The organism is Pseudomonas sp. QS1027 (assembly GCF_002814235.1).
Classification (GTDB): Bacteria; Pseudomonadota; Gammaproteobacteria; order Pseudomonadales; family Pseudomonadaceae; genus Aquipseudomonas.
On record NZ_PHSU01000020.1, the window covers coordinates 131581 to 153596 of the forward strand.

General features: G+C 62.2%; 25 protein-coding genes. 14 read left to right on the top strand and 11 right to left on the bottom strand.

All coding sequences use genetic code 11. From position 1 onward, the window contains the following. Positions 1-71: 71 nt before the first annotated feature. Positions 72-818 (bottom strand): LytTR family DNA-binding domain-containing protein, encoded by a 747-nt coding sequence (locus CWE01_RS19225; protein WP_100942125.1) that lies wholly within the window; start codon positions 816-818, stop codon positions 72-74. After that, positions 815-1897 carry a sensor histidine kinase gene (locus CWE01_RS19230; RefSeq protein ID WP_100942126.1) on the bottom strand — a complete coding sequence of 361 codons (1083 nt, stop codon included), beginning with the start codon at positions 1895-1897 and terminating at the stop codon, positions 815-817. Before CWE01_RS19230 ends, CWE01_RS19225 begins: the two co-directional genes overlap by 4 nt. A 185-nt stretch (positions 1898-2082) precedes the next feature. Between CWE01_RS19230 and argH the strand changes: the two genes are divergently transcribed. Next, positions 2083-3477, top strand: a complete 1395-nt coding sequence (gene argH, locus CWE01_RS19235; RefSeq protein WP_100942127.1) for an argininosuccinate lyase — start codon at positions 2083-2085, stop codon at positions 3475-3477. A 98-nt stretch (positions 3478-3575) separates the two neighbouring features. Here argH and CWE01_RS19240 read toward each other — a convergent pair whose 3' ends face one another. Continuing rightward, positions 3576-4235 (bottom strand): glutathione S-transferase family protein, encoded by a 660-nt coding sequence (locus tag CWE01_RS19240; RefSeq protein WP_100942128.1) that lies wholly within the window; start codon positions 4233-4235, stop codon positions 3576-3578. A 125-nt stretch (positions 4236-4360) separates the two neighbouring features. On the opposite strand from CWE01_RS19240, the gene CWE01_RS19245 reads away from it, so the two are divergent. From CWE01_RS19245 to CWE01_RS19255, 3 genes are all read left to right on the top strand, one after another. After that, complete coding sequence (locus CWE01_RS19245) at positions 4361-4645, top strand: hypothetical protein (protein ID WP_100942129.1); 285 nt, start codon at positions 4361-4363, stop codon at positions 4643-4645. 176 nt (positions 4646-4821) lie between these two features. Continuing rightward, positions 4822-5067 carry a TIGR02647 family protein gene (locus tag CWE01_RS19250; protein ID WP_100942130.1) on the top strand — a complete coding sequence of 82 codons (246 nt, stop codon included), beginning with the start codon at positions 4822-4824 and terminating at the stop codon, positions 5065-5067. A gap of 176 nt (positions 5068-5243) precedes the next feature. Then, a complete protein-coding gene (locus tag CWE01_RS19255; protein WP_100942131.1) occupies positions 5244-8090 on the top strand; it encodes a class I adenylate cyclase in 2847 nt (948 codons plus the stop codon). Positions 8091-8148: 58 nt separating this feature from the next. On the opposite strand, the gene rnk is transcribed toward CWE01_RS19255, so the two are convergent. The 3 genes from rnk to cyaY all read right to left on the bottom strand — a co-directional run bounded on the left by rnk (position 8149) and on the right by cyaY (position 9301). Then, positions 8149-8562, bottom strand: a complete 414-nt coding sequence (gene rnk / locus CWE01_RS19260) for a nucleoside diphosphate kinase regulator (RefSeq protein WP_100942132.1) — start codon at positions 8560-8562, stop codon at positions 8149-8151. Between the two features lie 158 nt (positions 8563-8720). Further along, positions 8721-8945, bottom strand: a complete 225-nt coding sequence (locus tag CWE01_RS19265; RefSeq protein ID WP_100942214.1) for a DUF1289 domain-containing protein — start codon at positions 8943-8945, stop codon at positions 8721-8723. Continuing rightward, positions 8945-9301 carry an iron donor protein CyaY gene (gene cyaY / locus CWE01_RS19270; RefSeq protein ID WP_100942133.1) on the bottom strand — a complete coding sequence of 119 codons (357 nt, stop codon included), beginning with the start codon at positions 9299-9301 and terminating at the stop codon, positions 8945-8947. Before cyaY ends, CWE01_RS19265 begins: the two co-directional genes overlap by 1 nt. Before the next feature lie 214 nt (positions 9302-9515). Between cyaY and CWE01_RS19275 the strand changes: the two genes are divergently transcribed. The 6 genes from CWE01_RS19275 to CWE01_RS19300 are packed head-to-tail and all read left to right on the top strand — an operon-like array spanning position 9516 to position 14114. Continuing rightward, positions 9516-9677, top strand: coding sequence for a lipoprotein (locus CWE01_RS19275; RefSeq protein WP_100942134.1), 162 nt, complete (start codon positions 9516-9518; stop codon positions 9675-9677). Positions 9678-9686: 9 nt separating this feature from the next. After that, positions 9687-10934: a diaminopimelate decarboxylase gene (lysA, locus tag CWE01_RS19280; RefSeq protein ID WP_100942135.1), complete on the top strand. Its 1248-nt coding sequence runs from the start codon at positions 9687-9689 to the stop codon at positions 10932-10934. Positions 10935-10938: 4 nt separating this feature from the next. Further along, entirely contained in the window at positions 10939-11769 is an 831-nt protein-coding gene (gene dapF, locus CWE01_RS19285) for a diaminopimelate epimerase (protein WP_100942136.1), read from the top strand. A 13-nt stretch (positions 11770-11782) separates the two neighbouring features. Beyond that, on the top strand, positions 11783-12508 hold the full coding sequence (locus CWE01_RS19290) for a DUF484 family protein (protein WP_100942137.1): 726 nt from the start codon (positions 11783-11785) through the stop codon (positions 12506-12508). Between the two features lie 2 nt (positions 12509-12510). After that, positions 12511-13407, top strand: a complete 897-nt coding sequence (xerC, locus tag CWE01_RS19295) for a tyrosine recombinase XerC (protein WP_100942138.1) — start codon at positions 12511-12513, stop codon at positions 13405-13407. Further along, complete coding sequence (locus tag CWE01_RS19300) at positions 13407-14114, top strand: HAD family hydrolase (protein WP_100942139.1); 708 nt, start codon at positions 13407-13409, stop codon at positions 14112-14114. Before xerC ends, CWE01_RS19300 begins: the two co-directional genes overlap by 1 nt. Positions 14115-14246: 132 nt before the next feature. Here CWE01_RS19300 and sutA read toward each other — a convergent pair whose 3' ends face one another. The 4 genes from sutA to glnK all read right to left on the bottom strand — a co-directional run bounded on the left by sutA (position 14247) and on the right by glnK (position 17033). Then, on the bottom strand, positions 14247-14579 hold the full coding sequence (gene sutA / locus CWE01_RS19305; protein WP_100942140.1) for a transcriptional regulator SutA: 333 nt from the start codon (positions 14577-14579) through the stop codon (positions 14247-14249). A 102-nt stretch (positions 14580-14681) separates the two neighbouring features. Further along, positions 14682-15107 (bottom strand): secondary thiamine-phosphate synthase enzyme YjbQ, encoded by a 426-nt coding sequence (locus CWE01_RS19310; RefSeq protein ID WP_100942141.1) that lies wholly within the window; start codon positions 15105-15107, stop codon positions 14682-14684. 212 nt (positions 15108-15319) lie between these two features. Then, positions 15320-16660 (bottom strand): ammonium transporter, encoded by a 1341-nt coding sequence (locus CWE01_RS19315; RefSeq protein ID WP_100942142.1) that lies wholly within the window; start codon positions 16658-16660, stop codon positions 15320-15322. Positions 16661-16694: 34 nt separating this feature from the next. Beyond that, positions 16695-17033 carry a P-II family nitrogen regulator gene (gene glnK, locus CWE01_RS19320; RefSeq protein WP_002555808.1) on the bottom strand — a complete coding sequence of 113 codons (339 nt, stop codon included), beginning with the start codon at positions 17031-17033 and terminating at the stop codon, positions 16695-16697. A gap of 417 nt (positions 17034-17450) precedes the next feature. Here glnK and CWE01_RS19325 point away from each other — a divergent pair, with 417 nt between their 5' ends. The 4 genes from CWE01_RS19325 (at position 17451) to CWE01_RS19340 (ending at position 20595) form a co-directional block, all read left to right on the top strand. After that, entirely contained in the window at positions 17451-17711 is a 261-nt protein-coding gene (locus CWE01_RS19325; RefSeq protein WP_100942143.1) for an accessory factor UbiK family protein, read from the top strand. A gap of 378 nt (positions 17712-18089) precedes the next feature. Continuing rightward, positions 18090-18428, top strand: a complete 339-nt coding sequence (locus tag CWE01_RS19330; RefSeq protein ID WP_100942215.1) for a type II toxin-antitoxin system RelE/ParE family toxin — start codon at positions 18090-18092, stop codon at positions 18426-18428. Then, on the top strand, positions 18425-18724 hold the full coding sequence (locus tag CWE01_RS19335; RefSeq protein ID WP_100942144.1) for a DNA-binding protein: 300 nt from the start codon (positions 18425-18427) through the stop codon (positions 18722-18724). Before CWE01_RS19330 ends, CWE01_RS19335 begins: the two co-directional genes overlap by 4 nt. 377 nt (positions 18725-19101) lie before the next feature. Then, positions 19102-20595: a YifB family Mg chelatase-like AAA ATPase gene (locus CWE01_RS19340; protein ID WP_100942145.1), complete on the top strand. Its 1494-nt coding sequence runs from the start codon at positions 19102-19104 to the stop codon at positions 20593-20595. Positions 20596-20661: 66 nt separating this feature from the next. Here the strand turns inward: CWE01_RS19340 and CWE01_RS19345 are convergent, their stop codons facing one another. Next, complete coding sequence (locus CWE01_RS19345; protein WP_100942146.1) at positions 20662-21876, bottom strand: aldose 1-epimerase family protein; 1215 nt, start codon at positions 21874-21876, stop codon at positions 20662-20664. Positions 21877-22016: the final 140 nt, after the last annotated feature.

Sequence of the window (22016 nt, forward strand, 5' to 3'; positions counted from 1 at the left end):
AGCCAATAAGCGGCCTCCCTGGCCTGGAAATACCGGGTTGACGGCACCCTGCGCCACGCGCAAGGCACGGATTAAAGCTGTTGCATCATCTTGCGCACGCCGGCGACATGGCGTCGGCTGACGATCAGTGCGTCACCGCCCAGCCCCTTGAGGAACAGCTGGAAATGTCCCAACGGCGTACGTTGCAGGCGCTCGATGCGTTCACGGGCCACCAGTGCGTTGCGGTGAATACGCACAAAGCGGTCGCCGAACTCGTCTTCCAGGGCCTTCAACGGCTCGTCCAGCAACACTTCGCCGCCTTCGTGGCGCAGGGTCACGTACTTGTGGTCGGCAATAAAGTAGATCACCTGGTCCAGCGGAATCAGCTCGATGCCCTTGCGGGTGCGGGCGCTGATGTGACTGCGTGGACCGGCGCCGGATTCGGCGGCGGGTCGTGTCAGGGCCGCCAGTTGCACGCGGTTCGGACGCTCGGCCTTCTTCAGCGCTTCGAGCAGGTGTTCGGCGCGCACGGGCTTGACCAGGTAACCCACGGCGCTGACCTGGAAGGCTTCCAGGGCAAACTCGTCATGGGCGGTGCAGAACACCACGGCGGGCGGCGCCTCGCGCTCGCACAACCGCGCCGCCACTTGCAGGCCGTCGAGGCCGGGCATGCGGATATCGAGCAGGACCACATCGGGCCTCAGGCTCTCGATCAGGGACAATGCCTCTTCGCCATTGGTGGCGCTGGGCTCCAGGACACTGTAACCCTCGAGTTCGCCGACCAAACGGCTCAAGCGCTCGCGGGCCAGGGGTTCGTCATCAACGATCAGGACATTCATATTGCACTGGATTCCTGCGTGAGTCTCGCACAAGGATAGCGTAGACAGGTGAAGTGACGACCGTCACGGCGATCCACGCTAAGACTAGCGCGAGGCCCGAAAAGTGCCGTAAGTCGGGCACCGATATTTGCCAGTGCCAATTGAGTACCGCCCGACACCTGCCGTGGTACGGCATCGTCGTAGGGATTGCTGATACACAATATGAACTCTCCCTCTTTGTAGTCGGCTTCGACCCTGACCACGCCGCCTTCGATGCGCGGTGCGATGCCGTAGATCAGAGCGTTTTCCAACAGTGGTTGCAAGGTTAATTGCGGGATCGGCAAATCCTCTGGAATTGTGCCCACCCTCCAGTCCAACTGTAGACGGTTGCCAAGACGATATTGCTCAATCGACAAATATCGTTGCGCTAATTCCAGCTCGTCACGCCAAGCCACCAGGTTGCCGGGTCTGGCCAGGCTGGCGCGGAACAGGTCGGACAGATCCAGCACGGCCTGCTCGGCCTGTTGCGGATTGCTCACCACCAGGCTGGCGATGCTGTTCAGGCTGTTGAACAGAAAGTGCGGGCGGATCCTCGCCTGCAAAGCCTCGATCCGCGCCTGCAACTCCGCCTGCTGCTGGCGACGCCACTGACTTTGTAAATAAAAGTAGCGCAACATCAGGGCCGACATGATGAGGCTGATCAAGCCATGGCGTAGATAGTGTCCGAGCGCGTCCTCCCCCGACGGCGGACCCGCCAGGGAAAAGTACTGGGTCAGGCCGGTGCAGACCAGGCTCAGCCCGACCACCATGGCACAGCACAACACCCCGGCCAGCCACGGCCGCAAACGCGCCAGCCAGGCCCGCGCGCCGCACAACAAGGCCGCCGACAACAGCACGATCCACTGCACATACAAGGAAGTCAGCGCCAGGCGCACCCAGTCGAAACCGACGGGCATCGGCTCGGCCAGCACCAGCACCATCACCAGCAACTCGGCCAATACCACCAGCACCAGCAGCGCCTCGGGCAGGCAGAGTTCCGGGAGGAAGAATTCCTGGGTCGCGGGCGCGTCACGCCCTTCGTTCGATCGTGAAATAGGCATGGGACCAGTCTCTGCGCACCCGCACGCGACGACAAGCCGTCCGACAGATTCGGTCGAAATATAATCCGCCGGCGGCGCAAATCCACCCGGTGGGCACTGGCCGGCTGACGGGTCTGGGCGCAACCCTGCTATGATCGGCGACGACTTTTCCGGCAATCCACTTTCAGCAGATCACGAGCGAATTCATGAGCACCGACAAGACCAATCAGTCCTGGGGCGGCCGCTTCAGTGAACCCGTCGACGCCTTCGTCGCACGCTTCACCGCCTCCGTCACGTTCGACCAGCGCCTCTATCGCCACGACATCATGGGCTCCATCGCCCACGCCACGATGCTGGCCAAGGTCGGCGTGCTGACCGATGCCGAACGCGACAGCATCGCCGACGGCCTGAAAACCATCCAGGGCGAAATCGAGGCCGGCCAGTTCGACTGGCGCGTGGACCTGGAAGACGTGCACATGAATATCGAAGCGCGCCTGACCGACCGTATCGGCATCACCGGCAAGAAGCTGCACACCGGTCGCAGCCGCAACGACCAGGTGGCCACCGATATCCGCCTGTGGCTGCGCGACGAGATCGACCTGATCCTGGCTGAAATCACTCGCCTGCAAAAAGGCCTGCTGGAACAGGCCGAACGCGAAGCCGGCAGCATCATGCCCGGCTTCACGCACTTGCAGACCGCCCAGCCGGTGACCTTCGGGCATCACATGCTGGCCTGGTTCGAAATGCTCAGCCGCGACTACGAGCGCCTGGTCGACTGCCGCAAGCGCACCAACCGCATGCCCCTGGGCAGCGCGGCGCTGGCCGGCACCACCTACCCGATCGACCGTGAATACACCGCCCAGTTGCTGGGTTTCGACGCGGTCGGCGGCAACTCCCTGGACAACGTTTCGGATCGTGACTTCGCCATCGAGTTCTGCTCGGCGGCCAGCATCGCGATGATGCACCTGTCGCGTTTCTCCGAAGAGCTGGTGCTGTGGACCAGCGCGCAATTCCAGTTCATCGACCTGCCGGACCGCTTCTGCACCGGCAGCTCGATCATGCCCCAGAAGAAGAACCCCGACGTGCCGGAACTGGTACGTGGCAAGACCGGCCGGGTGTTCGGTGCCCTGATGGGCCTGCTGACCTTGATGAAGGGCCAGCCGCTGGCCTACAACAAGGACAACCAGGAAGACAAGGAACCGCTGTTCGACGCCGCCGACACCCTGCGCGATTCGCTGCGGGCGTTTGCCGACATGATCCCGGCGATCAAACCCAAGCACGCAGTGATGCGCGAAGCGGCCCTGCGGGGTTTCTCCACCGCGACCGACCTGGCGGATTACCTGGTACGTCGTGGCCTGCCGTTCCGTGATTGCCACGAGATCGTCGGCCATGCGGTGAAGTACGGCGTGGAAAGCGGCAAGGACCTGGCGGAAATGAGCCTGAAGGAACTGCGCGAGTTCAGCGACCAGATCGAGGACGACGTGTTTGCGGTGTTGACCCTGGAAGGTTCGGTGAATGCCCGTAACCATATCGGTGGGACGGCACCGGCGCAGGTGAAGCTGGCCGTTGCACGGGGCCAGGCGTTGCTCGCCAGCCGCTGATCCGTATAGAGCTTGCCTGCGAAGAAGACCTTGAGGTCGCTAAAAGCTTCGCAGGCAATCGAGCGTCGACCGGCCGCTCCTACAAAACCGCGTTGTTCTTACTTCTTGGCGGCAACCATCGCCAGGAACGCCGGCATCGCCGCTTCCTTGTCCGCCGCGATCCGCTGCACATTCGGCCACTGCTGCAGGCGTTCCAGCAACGCCTTGGCTTCAGGCATCCCCTCCAGCAAATCCATCCCGAACAGCTTCTGGCCGACCGCGCAGGCCAGGTCGACGCTGTAGAGAAAATAGATATCCGCCACGCTGAACTCGCTGCCCGCCACATAAGGCGTGAACGCGCCATGGCGCTTGAGCGAGGCAAAACCCAGCAACAATTCGGCCCGGGTCTTCTCCTTGATCGCCTCCGGCACCGGCATCCCGAAGAACGCTTCGGCGAACGACGCCCGCGCCGGCAACTCGATGTACAACTCGATTTCCTTGGCCAGCGCCAACACCCGGGCACGCTGGAAAGGATCGGCCGGCAACAGCTTCGGCCCCGGCTGGGTGTCATCGATGTAAGGCAGGATCACCGCGGTTTCGTTGATGAAACCCTGCGGGACACCCAGCACCGGGACCTTGCCACGCGGGCTGATGGCCAGGGCCTCCGGGGTCTGTCCGGCATAAAACGGTACTTCCTCGAAAGGCAGGTCCTTTTCCAGCAGCGCCAGCTTGACCATGTTGTAGTAGTTGCTGACCGCGAATCCATAAAGTTTGAGCATCACAAAGCCTCCAGGCCGTGCAGGGGGTTGGCCCCGGCAGTTATAGAACCTCGAACGCTCTCTCGCCAGCAGCATCACGCCCCTGAATGCAGTTAAACTGGCCGCCTTTCCTTGAGGAGTCCGCCATGAGCGAACCAACCGATATCGACAACGACGACGAAGCGTTCGCCGAAAGCACCCTGGTCCAGGCCGTCGAAAACCAGATCGAGACCGACAACCCGCCGGCGGCCAAGGCGATCTTCAACAAGCTGACCCTGGTGGGTTACGAGCGCGAAGAGATCCTCACCCTGATGGCCCATGTGCTGGCGGTGGAGATCGATGCGATGCTCGATGAAGATCGTGCATTCAATACAGAATGGTACGAGACCGCATTGCGTAAATTGCCGGAACTCCCGCCCGAGAACACGTAAGTCTCCTGGATTTGCAGCGCCCCCTGTCTACACTGATAACGCCCCGTCACCACTCGGTCCCGGGGCGCTGTCCCCGCCGTTCGACCGCCCCCGCATCGAAGACTGGACAGAGCGCTCAACTGCGATCACCTTAGGGGCGCTGTCGTCCAACAATTCCTAGAAAGTCTGGAGTCCTTATGTCGTATACCCCTGAGTTGGTTGCCGAACTGGAAATCCTTGCACTGTTCAATCTGGGCAATTCCCAGGAAGGCCTGAAAATTCATCAGACCGCCGCGCCAAAAGCCATTGCCGCCGCCCAACGCCTGTTCGAGAAAGAGCTCATCACCCAAGCCGACGGCGGTTACCTGACCAGCCTGGGCCGTGACGCGGCCGAACATGCCCAAGGCCTGCTGACCATCCTGGCCATCAAAGAAGCCGCCTGACCCTTCGCCGCGCCCACGGGATCTTCTCCTGCCGGATCTCGCGGGCGCCGACGACAAAACGCTGAAAAGCCGGCGGCCGGAAGAAATTCTGTTTAAGCGTCCTGCCACTTCGGCGCTAAACTGCCACCCTTGCGAACCCCTTCCTTTCGAGCCCCGCGAGCCGGTTTGAGTTAGACATGACGCGTACCCACGAAATTCGCCCGAACCTGGACGAGGGAATCGATCGCAAAGTCCTCAGCCAACTGCGTGCGCGCTTCCTCAAGCTCAACCAGGGACGCCTGGATCGCGCCCTCGAAGGCCTGTCGCCGCGCCAACAGGTGGTGCTGAACCTGTTGCCGCTGTTTTTCCACGTCAATCATCCGTTGCTGCCCGGTTATGTCTCGGGCAGCACACCGGCCGGGCTATCTGACTATGAGCCCGGCGAGCTGGCCCTGGCCGAAGCCCAGCGCCTGACCCGCTCCTTTTCCTATAAGACCCGCCACGGCAATCCACCGCGCCCGATCCATGGCCTGTTCCTGATGGGCAGCCTCGGCACCCTGGCCCAGGCCGAGCAGAGCGACATGGACATGTGGGTCTGCCACGCCAGCGAACTGAGCCAGGGCGAACTGGCCGAACTGCGCAAGAAGTGCCAGTTGCTCGAGGAATGGGCCGCCAGCCAGGGCGCCGAGGCGCATTTCTTCCTGATCGACCCGAGCCGCTTCGTGCGCGGCGAGCGCGATACGCAACTGAGCTCGGAAGACTGCGGCACCACCCAGCATTACCTGTTGCTGGACGAGTTCTACCGCACCGCCATCTGGCTCGCCGGGCGCACGCCGTTGTGGTGGCTGGTGCCGGTGTATGAGGAGCAGCGCTACGACCAGTACACCCACACCTTGTTGTCCAAGCGCTTTATCCGCGCCAACGAAACCCTCGATCTCGGCCATCTGGCGCGGATCCCCCCGGGGGAATTCATCGGGGCCGGGCTCTGGCAACTGTTCAAGGGCATCGAGTCACCCTACAAATCGGTGCTCAAGCTGTTGCTGATCGAGGTCTACGCCAGCGAACACCCGAATGTCGAATGCCTGAGCCTGCGCTTCAAACAGGCGGTGTTCGCCAATCAGCTGGACCTCGACGAGCTGGATCCCTACATCGTGGTCTACCGGCGCATCGAGGAGTACCTCAAGGCCCGCAACGAACCGGAACGCCTGGAGCTGGTGCGGCGCAGCCTGTACCTGAAGGTCAACCGCAAGCTGACCGGCCAGAGTGCGCGCAACCGCAGCTGGCAGCGCCTGCTGCTGCTGCGCCTGGCCACCGAGTGGGGCTGGGACCGCCGGCAACTGGCGCTGCTTGACAGCCGCAGCCAGTGGAAAGTCCGCCAGGTCAGCGCCGAACGCCGCGCCCTGGTCAACGAACTCAACTACAGCTACCGCTTCCTGACCCAGTTCGCCCGCACCGAACAGGCGGTCAGCCTGATCAACAAGCGCGACCTCAATGTCCTCGGCCGCCGCCTGTACGCCGCGTTCGAGCGCAAGGCCGGGAAGATCGAGTTCATCAACCCCGGCATCGCCCCGGACCTGGCCGAAGACACCCTCACCCTGGTCCAGTCGCCCAACCGCAAGGAACCGGGGCAAACCCACTGGGGCCTGTACAACGGCAGCCTGAACGCCCTGGAATGGGAAAACTTCGCCCCGATCAAGCGCAGCCGCGAGTTGCTGGAGCTGCTGACCTGGTGCCATCGCAATGGGGTGATCGACGCCACCACGCGCCTGTCGCTGCACCCTGGCAGCAGCGACCTGACCGAATTCGAACTGTTCAACCTGCTGGGCAGCCTGCAACAGACACTCCCCCTGCCGCTGGGCAGCGTCAGCGAGGAACAGTTGCTGCGCCCGAGTATTGCCGCCGAAGTGCTGATCCTGGTGAACATCGGGGTCGATCCGCTCAAGCACCACCGCGACCTGAATATCCTGATGACCACCGAGCGCACCGACTCCCTGAGTTACGCCGGCGTCAGGGAAAACCTGGTGCTGACCCTAGACCAGGTCACGCTAAACAGCTGGAACGAAGTGCTGATCAACCGTTACCACGGCCCTCACGCACTGCTCGACTGCCTGTGCAACTACCTCAACCACCTGCCGATCGGGCGCCAGTTGCCACGCCTGCGGGTACGCTGCTTCTGCCACAACCGCGCGCAGTTCATCGCCCAGCGGGTCGAGGAAGTGCTCAACACCGCCCAGGAACTGTTGCTCGGCAACCTCAACCATCGTTATCTGGTCCAGGTCCAGCAGCACTATCACGTCCTGGAACTGGTGCAGGGTCATGTCAAGCACATCGCCCTGGACAGCCTGGCGGAGTTGCTCAACTACCTGAACCAGGAATTGTCCGCCTACAGCCCGCTGTACGTGGACATCCGGGCGATGGAGGAGCACGACCTGGCGCTGGTGCTGCCCATGGGCCAGCCCGAATGCGTGCAGGTGTTCTACCGGATCAACGAAACCTACGCCGAGCTGTACGTGCTGGACGAGTTCAACGCCCTGTGGCAACAGCGCCTGCCGTTCCATGACGAGCAAAGCCTGCTGGTGCCGCTGCAACGCTTCCTGCAGTCGATTCTCTACCGCCGCGAGGCGCTGATGCCCATGGAGGCGACACAGCCCTCGGCGGCGCTGGAAATTCTCTACTACCAGGTGCTGCCCTCGGGACCAGGACGAGCGCGCCGGGTTGAAGCCCGACCGGCGCCGCAAACCCCGGTCAACAAACCGTTCTATGACGTCCAGGCGATTGTCGGCAAGGCCGGGACGGATGCAGTCCAGGTCACCTTGTACTGCAATCAGCGGGAGTTTTCCGAACTGGAATACGGCGACCAGCTGTTTATCACGGTCGCCCGGGAAATCGTCGGGCAGCGGCGGGAAATCGAACGCTACCGCTGCTACATCACCGATCTGGACCTGAGTGCGCTGATCGGTGACGGACAGGGTTCGAGCAATCTCTACCTGCGCTACAAGGCCGAGCTGGAAAGCGCGCTGAACCTGGCACTGGAGCAGGTCTGAGGGCTCCCGCGGCGAATGGTAGCCAGGTTTGCGCCCGGCCAGGGGCGCCACGGCGGGCTCAGAGGTGGAAGTCGCCGGCGGCTTCCGGCTGGTATTCCACTTCCAGCAGGTTCAGCTTCAGGGTCTTGCCGCCCGGAGCCGGCCAATCGATGTGCTGGCCGACCTGCAAGCCGAGCAACGCGCTGCCCACCGGGGCGAGAATGGAAATCCGCCCTTCATCGGCATTGGCGTCCTGCGGGTACACCAGGGTCAGGCGATAATCCTTGCCGCTGACCTCTTCACGGCAGTGCACCCGGGAATTCATGGTCACGACACCGGCGGGCACTTCTTCGTGGCCTACCACGCTGTCGGCACGGTCCAGTTCGGCTTGCAACGCGATGACGCCGGGCAGCGTGTCATCCAGGCTGTCGATCAGGCGCTCCAGACGTTGCACGTCAAGGCGGGTGAGGATGATGGAAGGTGCGGTGCTCATGATCCAGGCAGACTCCTTTTTTCTGCACGATAAAAGCAAAACCCCGCCACGAAAGGCGGGGTTTTCACAGGCCTCGTCGACGCGAGGCGTAGTCGGACACTACCACAGCGGCGCAAATACACAACCCGAGGCGGGAGGGGCCTGCCCCCGACAATCCGTCAGGCCTGGGCCTGACGCTGCCGGGCCTGCTCGCAGATCACCCGCCGGCGCGCATCATCCGCCGCGCGCCACTCGCGGATATCCTCGACGTGCCGAAAACAGCCGATACAAATTTTCTGCTCATCCAGCCGGCAAAGGCTCACACAAGGCGACGGCACGGCCGGGCTGACGTTGCTGTACAACGGCTTGGCGGGGCGTACCGGAGCGTTTTGCTGCGTCACGATCAGATCTCTTCGAAGTCCAGGTCGACACCGACCTGCTTCAGGGTAAAGCGCGCGAGGATCTCGTTGAGTTTCTCTTCGCTCTTCACACAGAACCAATAGCTGCCGTCTTCATCCTCGCTGCTGCTTTCCTTGTACTCGAAGTGATGGCCACCGGTGGGATGGGCCGTCGCCAGCCAGAGCTGACGCAGCGGTTCCTGGCGACTGAAGATCAGTTGGCTGCCGCCTTCGAACTTCACGGTGAGCATACCGCTGGAGTTTTCCAGGTCCACATCCAGGCCACTTTCATCGAACACCTCTTCCAGGTTTTCCAGGGTGCTATCGACCAGATCGTGAAAACGGGCGTCAGTCAAACTCATTGCGCGAACCTCGAAAAATGCGTGTCCCTTCAAGCGTCGCAAGATACGAGCGCTCCCGGACGATAGCAAAGCATAACCACGTGAGGCCAAGAGTGACATCAATAATCCACACACGGTACCCAGACGCCGCCGGACGGGCAGCGGCCCGCATAGGCAAGCCGCCGGGTGGCCGGTATACTCCGGCGCAATTAATGCTTTTTCAAAGGATTTCGCCATGAAGCGCCTGATCTCTTCCCTTGCTGCGCTCCTCGCGATCGCTTGCCTCGTCTGTGCCTGTGGTCAAAAAGGTCCGCTGTATCTGCCCGATGGCAGCCAGAACCCGGACGACCAGGCCAAGTCCTCGCAAGCCAAAGCGCACCAGCACGACACCTACTAAGGGATCACCATGGAAGCTTTTAACTACCGTGGCGGTGAGCTGTTCGCGGAAGGTGTAGCTTTGTCCGCCATTGCCGAGCGCTTTGGCACGCCCACCTACGTCTATTCCCGCGCCCACATCGAGGCGCAGTACAACGCTTATGCCAATGCCCTCGAAGGCATGCCGCACCTGGTCTGCTTCGCGGTCAAGGCCAACTCCAACCTGGGCGTGCTGAACGTCCTGGCGCGCCTCGGTGCCGGTTTCGACATCGTTTCCCGTGGCGAACTGGAACGTGTCCTGGCCGCCGGTGGCAGCGCCGACAAGATCGTCTTCTCCGGCGTCGGCAAGACCCGTGAAGACATGCGTCGCGCCCTGGAAGTCGGCGTGCACTGCTTCAATATCGAGTCCACCGACGAGCTGGAACGCCTGCAAGTGGTGGCCGCCGAGCTGGGCGTGCGTGCGCCGATCTCGTTGCGGGTCAACCCGGATGTCGACGCCGGTACCCACCCGTACATCTCCACCGGCCTTAAAGAGAACAAATTCGGCATCGCCATTGCCGATGCCGAGGATGTCTACATCCGCGCCGCACAGCTGCCGAACCTGGAAGTGCTGGGCGTCGATTGCCATATCGGCTCGCAACTGACCACCCTGGAGCCCTTCCTCGACGCCCTCGACCGCCTGCTGGCGCTGATCGATCGCCTCGGTGAATGCGGCATCTACCTGCAGCACATCGATCTCGGTGGCGGCGTCGGCGTGCGTTATCGCGACGAAGAACCACCGCTGGTCGGCGACTACATCAAGGCCGTGCGCGAGCGTATCGCCGGTCGCGACCTGGGGCTGATGTTCGAGCCGGGCCGCTACATCGTCGCCAACGCCGGCGTGCTGCTGACCCAGGTCGAGTACCTCAAGCACACCGAACACAAGGATTTCGCCATCGTCGACGCGGCGATGAACGACCTGATCCGCCCGGCCCTTTACCAGGCCTGGATGGGCGTCAGCGCCGTGCGTCCGCGCGAAGCCGCCGGGCGGGTCTACGACATCGTCGGGCCGATCTGCGAGACCGGCGACTTCCTGGCCAAGGAACGTCAGCTGGCCCTCGAGGAAGGCGACCTGCTGGCCGTGCACTCGGCCGGGGCCTATGGTTTTGTCATGAGCTCCAACTACAACACTCGCGGCCGCGCCGCCGAAGTGCTGGTGGATGGCGCGCAGATGTTCGAAGTGCGTCGTCGCGAGACGGTCGCCGAGTTGTATGCCGGCGAAAGCCTGCTGCCGGAGTAAAACCATGCTGCTGCGTTTTACCAAGATGCACGGCCTGGGCAACGACTTCATGGTCCTCGACCTGGTCAGCCAGCACGCGCATATCCAGCCCAAGCACGCCAAGCAATGGGGCGACCGCCACACCGGCATCGGCTTCGACCAGTTGCTGATCGTCGAGGCACCGAGCAATCCGGAAGTGGATTTCCGCTATCGGATCTTCAACTCCGACGGTTCGGAAGTGGAACAGTGCGGCAACGGTGCGCGCTGTTTCGCCCGTTTCGTGCTCGACAAGCGCCTGACCGCCAAACGCCTGATCCGCGTCGAAACCAAGAGCGGGGTCATCGAGCTGGACGTCCGCCAGGACGGCCAGATCAGCGTGAACATGGGCCCGCCGCGCCTGGCGCCGGCCGAGATTCCGTTCCTGGCCGAGCAACAGGCCACCAGCTACGCCGTGGATGTCGACGGTCAGAACGTCGACCTGGCCGCCGTGTCCATGGGCAATCCCCATGCGGTGCTGCGGGTCAGCGATATCAACAGCGCGCCGGTGCATGAATTGGGACCGAAGATCGAACATCACCCGCGCTTTCCGGCCCGGGTCAATGTCGGCTTCCTGCAAGTGATTGACCGCCACCGTGCGCAACTGCGAGTCTGGGAACGTGGCGCCGGGGAAACCCAGGCCTGCGGGACCGGCGCCTGCGCCGCCGCGGTGGCTGCCATCAGCCAGGGCTGGATGGATTCGCCGGTGACCCTCGACCTGCCGGGTGGACGCCTGTCCATCGAATGGGCGGGTGTCGGTGAACCGGTGATGATGACGGGTCCTGCCGTTCGGGTGTATGAAGGACAAGTGCGTCTATAAGCGAGCCAATACCATGACCGACCAGCCTCAGGTTCCAGCCGAACAGCCCAACGAGTCGCCTGCACAGAGCCTTGAGGCGGCGCAGATCGCCGCCTACCTGGAGGCTCACCCGGACTTCTTCGTCGAACACGAGGAGCTGCTGCCGGCGCTGCGTATTCCTCATCGGCGCGGCGATACCGTGTCGCTGGTCGAACGCCAGATGAAGATCCTGCGCGAGCGCAACATCGAGATGCGCCATCGTCTGTCGCAACTGATGGACGTGGCCCGGGACAACGATCGCCTGTTCGAGAAAACCCGCCGCCTGATCCTCGCGCTGATGGACGCCGCCAGCCTCGACGACCTGGTCATGGCCGTCGAAGACAGCCTGCGCCAGGATTTCCAGGTGCCCTTCGTCAGCCTGGTCCTGTTTGGCGACAACGCCATGCCGGTGGGCCGCTGGGTCAGCCATGCCGAAGCCCAGCAAGCCATCGGCGGCCTGCTCTCGGAAGGCAAGAGCATCAGCGGCAGCCTGCGCGAGCACGAGCTGGACTTCCTGTTCGGCGAAGAACAACGCAAGCAGATCGGCTCCACCGCGGTGGTCGCCATCAGCTATCAGGGCATGCATGGCGTCCTCGCCGTGGCCAGCCGTGACCCGCAACACTACAAAAGCTCGGTGGGCACCCTGTTCCTCAGCTACATCGCCGAAGTCATGGGCCGCGTCGTACCGCGCTTCACCCCCGCCCTGCGCTCGGTGCGCTAGCCATGGAGCGGCAGCTGGACGCCTACTGCGAGCACCTGCGCAGTGAGCGCCAGGTGTCGCCCCATACGCTGCAGGCTTATCGCCGCGACCTGGACAAGGTCCTGGTCTTTTGCACCAAGGAACAGATCGGCAGCTGGAGCGCTCTGGATATCCAGCGCCTGCGCCGCCTGATCGCCCGCCTGCACCAGCAGGGCCAGTCCTCCCGCAGCCTGGCCCGCCTGCTGTCGGCGGTGCGCGGGCTGTACCAGTACCTCAACCGCGAAGGCCTGTGCAATCACGACCCGGCCAGCGGCCTGGCACCGCCCAAGGGCGAACGCCGTCTGCCCAAGACCCTGGACACCGACCGCGCCCTGCAATTGCTCGACGGCGGGGTGGAGGACGACTTTATCGCCCGCCGCGACCAGGCCATTCTCGAGCTGTTCTACTCCTCGGGCCTGCGCCTGTCGGAACTGACCGGGCTCGACCTGGAGCAGCTGGACCTGGCCGACGGCCTGGTGCAGGTCCACGGCAAAGGCAGCAAGACCCGCGTCCTGCCCATCGGCCGCAAAGCCCGGGAAGCCTTGCAGAACTGGCTGCCGTTGCGCGCCCTGAGCAATCCACCGGACGACGCCGTATTCGTCAGCCAGCAAGGCCGCCGCCTCGGGCCCCGGGCCATTCAACTGCGGGTCAAGGCCGCCGGCGAGCGCGAACTGGGGCAGAACCTGCACCCGCACATGCTCCGGCACTCCTTCGCCAGTCACCTGCTGGAGTCGTCCCAGGACCTGCGCGCCGTGCAGGAACTGCTCGGCCACTCGGACATCAAGACCACGCAGATCTACACCCACCTGGACTTCCAGCACCTGGCAACCGTCTATGACAGCGCCCATCCCCGGGCCAAACGCAGCAAGGACAGTGAGTAATGACGATTCAGCTGATCACCTTCGACCTCGACGATACCCTGTGGGATACCGCGCCGGTGATCCACAGCGCGGAGACCGTTTTGCGTGAATGGCTGGCCGAGCATGCCCCGGACCTGGGCGGCGTGCCGGTGGAGCACCTGTGGGCGATTCGTGAACGGGTGTTGCTCAAGGAGCCGACGCTCAAGCACCGCATCAGCGCCTTGCGCCGGCGAGTACTGTTCCATGCCCTGGAAGAGGCTGGCTACCCCCACGCACAGGCTTCACAGCTGGCGGATGAGAGCTTCGAGGTGTTTATCCACGCCCGGCACCAGATCGAGGTGTTTCCGGAGGTCGAACCGACCCTGGAGGCCCTGGGCCGCTCCTTTGCCCTGGGCGTGGTCACCAATGGCAATGCCGACGTGCGCCGCCTCGGGCTCGCCGACTATTTCCGCTTTGCCCTGTGTGCCGAAGACATCGGCATCGCCAAGCCGGATGCACGGCTGTTCCATGAGGCCCTGGTGCGCGGAGGCAATGTCCCGGCCAGCGCGGCGGTGCATATCGGCGATCATCCCGGGGACGACATCGCCGGGGCCCAACAGGCCGGCCTGCGGGCGATCTGGTACAACCCGACGGGCAAGGCCTGGGAAGCGCAGCGGCAACCGGATGCACAGGTTCGCAGCCTGAGCGAGCTGCCGGCGCTGCTGGCCGGTTGGAATATCCCTGCCTGAGCGCACGCTCCTGTAGGAGCAAGCTTGCTCGCGATCACCGGCGCAGCCGGTGCCAAACACCACTGTCCGCCCATGAAAAAGCCCGCAGCGACGGCGGGCTTTTTCAACAAACCAGAAAACCGGCGCTGAAACTCAGATAGGCCGGCTGCCGTATTTGTTATCGGGCTTCTTGGGTGGATCGGCCACCACATTGGCCTCGACTTCCTGCACCTTGCCGCCACGGGCCAGGAACTCTTCCATGGCCTTGGCCAGGGCGTCGCGTTCCTTGTTCTTGGCTTCAACGCTCGGCAGTTCGTCAACCGACACCGCCGCCTTGGCCTTACCCTTGGCAGTCGGTACCGGCGCGTCACCACCATCGTCATCGGCAACGTCTACATCTTCAGCAGATGCCGCTTCCAGGCCTTCTTCGGTTTCGTCGTCTTCACCGACCTCGAGGTCGTCGTTTTCCAGATCATCGTCGCTCATGTTCTACCTCATGACTTGCGAAAAGCAGATTAGTTATAGCCCAGCTACGCCGACTGTCGAAGGCTGCTGGAAAAAATTCAACATCCGCTGCATACCAGCGGCTTATGCCCCGTCACCGTAAAGGGTGGCAAGGACTTTACGAGCACCGCCATGATCCCGGTGCTCGCCCAGATAGACACCTTGCCAGCTCCCCAGGGCCAACCGTCCCGCCGTTACCGGCAAAGTCAGCTGACAACCAAGCAAACTGGCCTTGAAGTGCGCCGGCAAGTCGTCCGCGCCTTCGTCGTTGTGTTCATAATCGGCCTTGACCTGGGGTACCAGCCGGTTGAAAAAACGTTCGAAGTCGCGACGGACCGCCGGATCGGCATTCTCGTTGATGGTCAACGAGGCCGAGGTATGCTGCAGCCACAAATGCAACAGACCGACCTGGCACGCCTGGAGTTCAGGCAAACCGTCGAGCAACTCCTGGGTCACCAAATGAAAACCCCGGGGCCTGGCCCGCAAGGTAATCAGGGTCTGTTGCCACATACAGTTCTCCGCCCTTCGGCGCGCATTCTAGCGCGCTGTGGAAAAAAGCAAAGCGCCTAATACTCTTGCTTTGCTGTAAGCAATCGGCCCTTACAAAAACGCCCTGGGGTTTTGGCCATAATGCCTTTGGATAAATCCTTTCAGTCCCTTTTGCAATGACAAACTCCAGGCAAAAAAATGCCCGGCAAGCCGGGCAATTTTTTTCGCGGCGTTTACAGGTTGTAACCGCGCTCGTTGTGTTGCGCCAGGTCCAGGCCCACCGACTCTTCTTCGTCGGTCACGCGCAGCCCCATCACGGCATCCAGCACCTTGAGGATGATGAAGGTGACGATCGCGGTGTAGATGACGGTGAAGCCGACGCCTTTGCACTGAATCCAGACTTGTGCGGCGACGTCAGTGGTAGCGGTGTTGAAGCCGCCCATGGACGGTGCGGCGAACACACCGGTCAGGATCGCGCCGAGGATACCGCCGATACCGTGCACGCCGAAGGCGTCCAGGGAGTCGTCGTAGCCCAGTTTGCGTTTCAGCGTGGTGGCGCAGAAGAAGCACACCACACCAGCCGCCAGGCCGATGATCAGCGAGCCCATCGGGCCAACGGTGCCAGCAGCCGGGGTAATGGCAACCAGACCGGCAACCACACCCGAAGCGATGCCCAGGGCACTTGGCTTACCGTGGGTCAGCCACTCGGCGAACATCCAGCCCAGTGCAGCGGCGGCGGTAGCGATCTGGGTGACCAGCATCGCCATACCGGCGGTGCCGTTGGCCGCGGAAGCGGAACCGGCGTTGAAGCCGAACCAGCCGACCCACAGCATGGCCGCGCCCATCAGGGTGTAACCAAGGTTGTGTGGCGCCATCGGGGTGGTCGGGAAGCCTTTGCGCTTGCCCAGCACCAGGCAGGCCACCAGGCCGGCAACACCGGCGTTGATGTGCACCACGGTGCCGCCGGCGAAGTCGAGCACGCCCCAGTCACCCAGCAGGGAACCCGGACCGCTCCAGACCATATGCGCAATCGGCGCATAGACCAGGGTGAACCACACCCCCATGAACACCAGCATCGCGGAGAACTTCATGCGTTCGGCGAAGGCACCGACGATCAGCGCGGGGGTGATGATGGCGAACGTCATCTGGAAGGTGACGAACACCGCCTCGGGGAACAGCGCCGTCGGCCCGGTGATGCTGGCCGGCGTAATACCCGCGAGGAAGGCCTTGGCCATGCTGCCGACGAAGGAGTTGTAGTTGACGACGTTGGCTTCCATCCCGGTGGTATCGAACGCAAGACTGTAGCCATAAATGAACCACAGAATGGTGATCAGCCCGGTAATGGCGAAGCACTGCATCATCACGGAAAGAATGTTTTTCGAGCGAACCATGCCGCCGTAGAACAGCGCGAGGCCTGGGATCGTCATGAACAGCACGAGGGCTGTCGAGGTCAGCATCCAGCTGGTATCGCCGGAATTGAGGACTGGAGCAGGTACCGGGTCCGCCGCCATTGCCAAGGCTGGCATTACGAGGGACAACAGGGCTCCTAGCCCTGCGAATTTACGCAGAGTCATATTGTTTTCTCCTGGGGCGTTGGGGTTTGGCGGCTTAGATTGCGTCGGTATCGGTTTCGCCGGTACGGATGCGAATAGCCTGTTCCAGATTGACCACAAAGATCTTGCCGTCACCGATCTTGCCGGTGTTGGCCGCCTTGGTTATCGCCTCGATAACCCGGTCAAGATCCTTGTCGTCAATGGCGACATCAATCTTCACCTTGGGCAGGAAGTCGACCACGTATTCCGCGCCGCGATACAGCTCGGTGTGACCCTTCTGCCGACCGAAGCCTTTGACCTCAGTAACGGTAATGCCCTGCACGCCGATCTCGGACAACGACTCGCGCACGTCGTCCAACTTGAACGGCTTGATGATGGCAGTGACTAGCTTCATGAAAACTCTCTCCCGAATTGGTGGACTTGCCCCAGGAAAACAAACCCGACTCAAGTCTAAGCGCAGTGCCTGGCTTTGTAACGCATCGTCGGTCCACATCTACCGCCCGACGCCAGCTAACCGCTGCTGGCGAAACTTCCCAGCTTCGTCTGCCGCACTGCATTCGTCACAGCGACTGCATCAGTGCATGGGTCACTGGCAACTAAGCAGAAAGCTTGCCAGCTCCGTAAAAACCACTGATTTCAGTCCCTTGGCCGCTGTGGAGGATGAAAAAGCACGTTGCGCCCAGGCTATACGCACAACAACGGTGCGCACTGCGCTGGCGCGATGCGCGATAACCGTGCGTCCGTCCCCATGAAAATCACTATAGACACTGCGTGATACACTGGTCGGCAATCTGTTTTCGGAACCTTAGCCATGCTTGCGCCCAAAGCTTTCCTCGATGCCCTGAGCGGCCACGCCTCCCGTCTGTTCAGCGGCGAAACACCCCTGCCCCGCCAGGAATTCGAAAGTCAGTTCAAGGTGCTGTTGCAGAGCGGCTTCAGCAAGCTGGACCTGGTCACCCGGGAAGAGTTCGACAGCCAGATGGTGGTGTTGGCCCGGACGCGGGCACGGTTGGAGAGTCTGGAGGCGAAGGTGGCGGAGCTGGAGGCCAGACTGAATCCTCCGGTGGAATAAGGTTTCATCGCCCGCTCCTGCTTCATGCGGGAGCAATGGGTTGCTGTTTGATCACTCCTGCTGGAAATCTTGACTCCTCGCAATACCCCGTCTGAATCACTCGCCTCATCTCGCGCACCATCGCACCTTCTTCGATATATCCGCCCAAAGGGCATCTGCTGCCTGCCTTCAGCGCTGAATTCTCTGGTTGCAAAACGGGCAATTTGCCTCCGTTTCGTAGGCAACGGTGCCCACTTATAGTTCTTCGTCACAGCCTCACGGCTGCCGCTTTCCCCCTCGAGCAAAATCTGCGTTTTCTCCAGCTCCACCATTCGCTCTCTCACCCATCGAGCGAAGTTGACATTTTATCGTTTATAAACGACATTGAGTTCATGGATGATGATAGAGATAAAACACTACGTCGACGGCAACGGACGGGACCCCTTCGGCAACTGGCGCGCGAGGGTACGTGACATCAAGGCCAGAATTGCCATCGACCGGCGCATCATGCGCGTTGAACTGGGCAACTTCGGCGACCACAAATCTCTGCGTGATGGCGTATGGGAGCTGCGGATCGACGCAGGACCGGGGTATCGGGTCTATTACGCCAAAGCGGGGTTGACCGTCGTGCTGCTTCTACTCGGCGGCGACAAACGCAGTCAGGACGCCGACGTAGACCGGGCATATGACTACTGGCGCGACTGGAAGCGCAGCAACGGACAGGAGAACGAAGAATGAAAGACAGATCCCATGACGCCGCAATGGCCGAGGTGTTCCGCAGCGACCCGGCCTACGCGGCAGAACTGCTGAACAGCATCCTGGAAGACGGCGAACAGGCTGAGCTGCTAATTGCCCTTCGCCAGATGGCAGAAGCTTTTGGCGGTGTGCGCGGCGTCGCCAAGGCAGCCGAGCTGAATCCGACTCAGCTCTATCGGACCTTGTCCGCCGAAGGTAATCCGGCTGTCAGCAGTCTTACCGCGATCCTGCGTGTTATGGGGTTGAGGTTGGCTGTTCAACCACTAACGGCCCACTGAGATTCTCCCTCAGCCTGGTACAGTGGAACCTCTAACCATGGATTAGTCGGCAAGATGCTTCCCTCAGTTTCACAGACCTGAATGCGCTCTGGTGTCGCCATCACTACCAAGGGAAAAAAGATTCCAATACAATTTCTTCGCAGCCCTAGCCATTCCACTCCCGGGTTACTGACACGGTGAAGAACCTAGGTATATGTGGCCCCGTTATGCGGGGCCTACTTGTTTCTGGCGACCTCACTGCCCAGCGCTAACCTTGCGTCACGCCCCACGAACAGACAACGAATCGTCTCGACACATAAAAGCCCCCAATCCCCTCCCCCACTCAACTAGTCTTCCAGAACCGCAGGAAGCGGCCCCTTCGCGTTCAAGGAAAGAACATGTCCCTGGCCATCGTCCATAGTCGCGCCCAGGTGGGCGTGGAAGCCCCCGCCGTCACCGTCGAAACCCATCTGGCCAACGGCTTGCCGATGCTGACGCTGGTCGGGCTGCCCGAAACCGCCGTGAAGGAAAGCAAGGACCGGGTCCGCAGCGCGATCCTCAATTCAGCCCTCGATTTTCCGGCCCGGCGCATTACCCTGAACCTCGCCCCAGCCGACCTACCCAAGGACGGAGGACGCTTCGACCTGGCGATTGCCCTCGGCATCCTCGCTGCCAGCGTGCAGGTACCCGCCCTGACCCTGGACAACCTGGAATGCCTGGGCGAACTGGCCTTGTCCGGTGCCATTCGCCCGGTGCAAGGCGTGCTGCCGGCGGCACTGGCTGCACGCGCAGCCGGGCGCACATTAGTGGTGCCACAAGCCAATGCCGAAGAGGCCTCGCTGGCCTCCGGGCTGACGGTGATTGCCGTCGACCACCTGCTGCAACTGGTGGCCCATCTCAACGGACATGCGCCGATCAAACCCTTCGAATCCAACGGCCTGCTGCACCTGAGCAAGCCCTACCCGGACCTGAGCGAGGTGCAAGGCCAACTCGCCGCCAAACGCGCCCTGCTGATCGCCGCCGCCGGGGCGCATAACCTGCTGTTCAGCGGCCCGCCCGGTACCGGCAAGACCCTGCTCGCCAGCCGCCTACCTGGCCTGCTACCGCCACTGGACGAACAGGAAGCCCTGGAAGTCGCGGCCATCCAATCGGTCGCCAGTCATGTGCCGTTGAGCAACTGGCCCCAGCGGCCCTTTCGCCAACCGCATCACTCGGCCTCGGGCCCCGCGCTGGTGGGCGGCGGATCGCGGCCACAGCCCGGTGAAATCACCCTCGCCCATCACGGCGTGCTGTTCCTCGATGAACTGCCGGAATTCGACCGCCGGGTATTGGAGGTTTTGCGCGAACCGCTGGAGTCCGGCCATATCGTGATTTCCCGCGCCCGCGACCGGATGCGCTTCCCGGCACGCTTCCAACTGGTGGCGGCGATGAATCCCTGCCCCTGTGGATATCTTGGCGACCCCAGTGGACGTTGCCGCTGTACCCCGGAACAGATCCAGCGCTACAGCAACAAACTCTCCGGCCCGCTGCTGGATCGTATCGACCTGCACCTGACCGTCGCCCGCGAAGCCACGGCGCTCAGCCCCAGCCAGCAAGACGGTGACAACACAGCACAGGCCGCCACCCGGGTCGCCGAAGCCCGACACCGTCAGCAACAGCGCCAGGGATGCGCCAACGCGTTTCTCGATTTACCGGCATTGCGCACGCACTGCAAGTTATCCACAGGCGACGAAAAATGGCTGGAGACGGCCTGTGAACGGCTGACGCTTTCGCTGCGGGCAGCCCATCGACTGCTCAAGGTCGCACGCACCTTGGCGGACCTGGAACAGGTGGAAAACATAAGCCGGGAGCATCTGGCCGAAGCGTTGCAGTATCGACCAGCGTCCCAATAGAAGTGGCATCACTTGAAGAAGGCCTGACCGATACACGCCATCATCGGCCAGCCCATCCCCACCCGGTTATTCCTTGCTCAAATCCACCAACGGCGTGCCCCGCACCTCGGTCTTGCGCCCGTCCTGGATCTGCGTCACCCGCTGCACCGCCTTATCCACAGCCGCCTTGTCCGCCAGCAGGCTGTAGCTGATCTGGAACTGACGCTTCTGCCCGGCCTCGATGGTCGGCACCAGCCCCAGCGGACGCTGGTAATGGCGGTTGTAGGAGAAGCTGGTCCCCGGCTCCAGCCCGGTGACATAACCCTGGCCCTGGGTATCGGTGTTTTTCCACAGGGAGAACACCGGCAGCTGTTGGGTATTGAACCCGACCGAAACCCCGAGACTGCCGGCCTTGTTGTGCAACACCGCCAGGGTGTCGCCCTTGGCATCGGCATAAGGCACGACGTTGTAGACGGTCTCGTCATAGTCCTTGGTCGGCGCGCGATAGGTCTGCCAGTCCGGCAGGTCGCCCTTGGCCTTGTCGTTGAACGGCGAAACCTGCTTCACCGGCGCCACGAAACGCGCGCCCTGCTCCAGGAACGGGGTGCTGAAGTTGCTGTGGTACAGCGCCTGGTATTCCTTCGGATAATCGCCGTTGTTGGTCAACGTATCGTTGAGCGCAAAGCTCACGCTGCCAGGCACCGTCAACAGTTCGGTAGCCACGGAGAAGTCGACTTTCTTGAACGCCTGCTCCTTCAGCTCGCCTTGCAAACGGATGGCATAAGGCGGCTTCTCATCAATATGCAGGGTGACCTTGCTGGCCGGAATATTCGCCGCGCGGCCATGCAAGGTCAGCAGTTCGCCGTTATCGAGCCCCGGGTGCCCGACCCACTCATAGCCGCAACGCACCACCATCTCGTTGAAACCCTCCAGCCAACCCAGGCCGCCACGGCCGTTGAGCTCGATAAAGGCTGGATTGACCACTTCCTTGACCGGCGAGTCCCACCCCATGCGCACATTGCCCACGGACGCGTGCAGAACGTTCATGCCCCGCGTCGGGACCACCGAGAGTTTCATCGTGCCATTGTCGATATCGACGATGCTGACCCCTTCCTGGCGGCCGCCATGCAAGGTGCGCATCGTGATGGAGAAGGGTTTGTCGGTCTTGATCCCCAGTTGTTGGCTGGTGATCTGACGGTTCTGCGCGGGCGTGTCGCTGTCGAGCAGCACGTAGTCCCAGGCCATGGCGTGGGAAGCAGCGGTCAAGGCGGTAACGCCGAAGAGCAATCGGAGAGAAGTCATGGGCTGTCCTTATTGGAATTGTCCGACTTTTATAGCCTTGATGAAACGATTCAGCAAGTCAGTCGAAAAAAATGCGCGCCAGCCCGAGGACCGCGCGCACTACAGCCTGTATTCCAGCGCCTGCGAATAAGAGGCTGCTC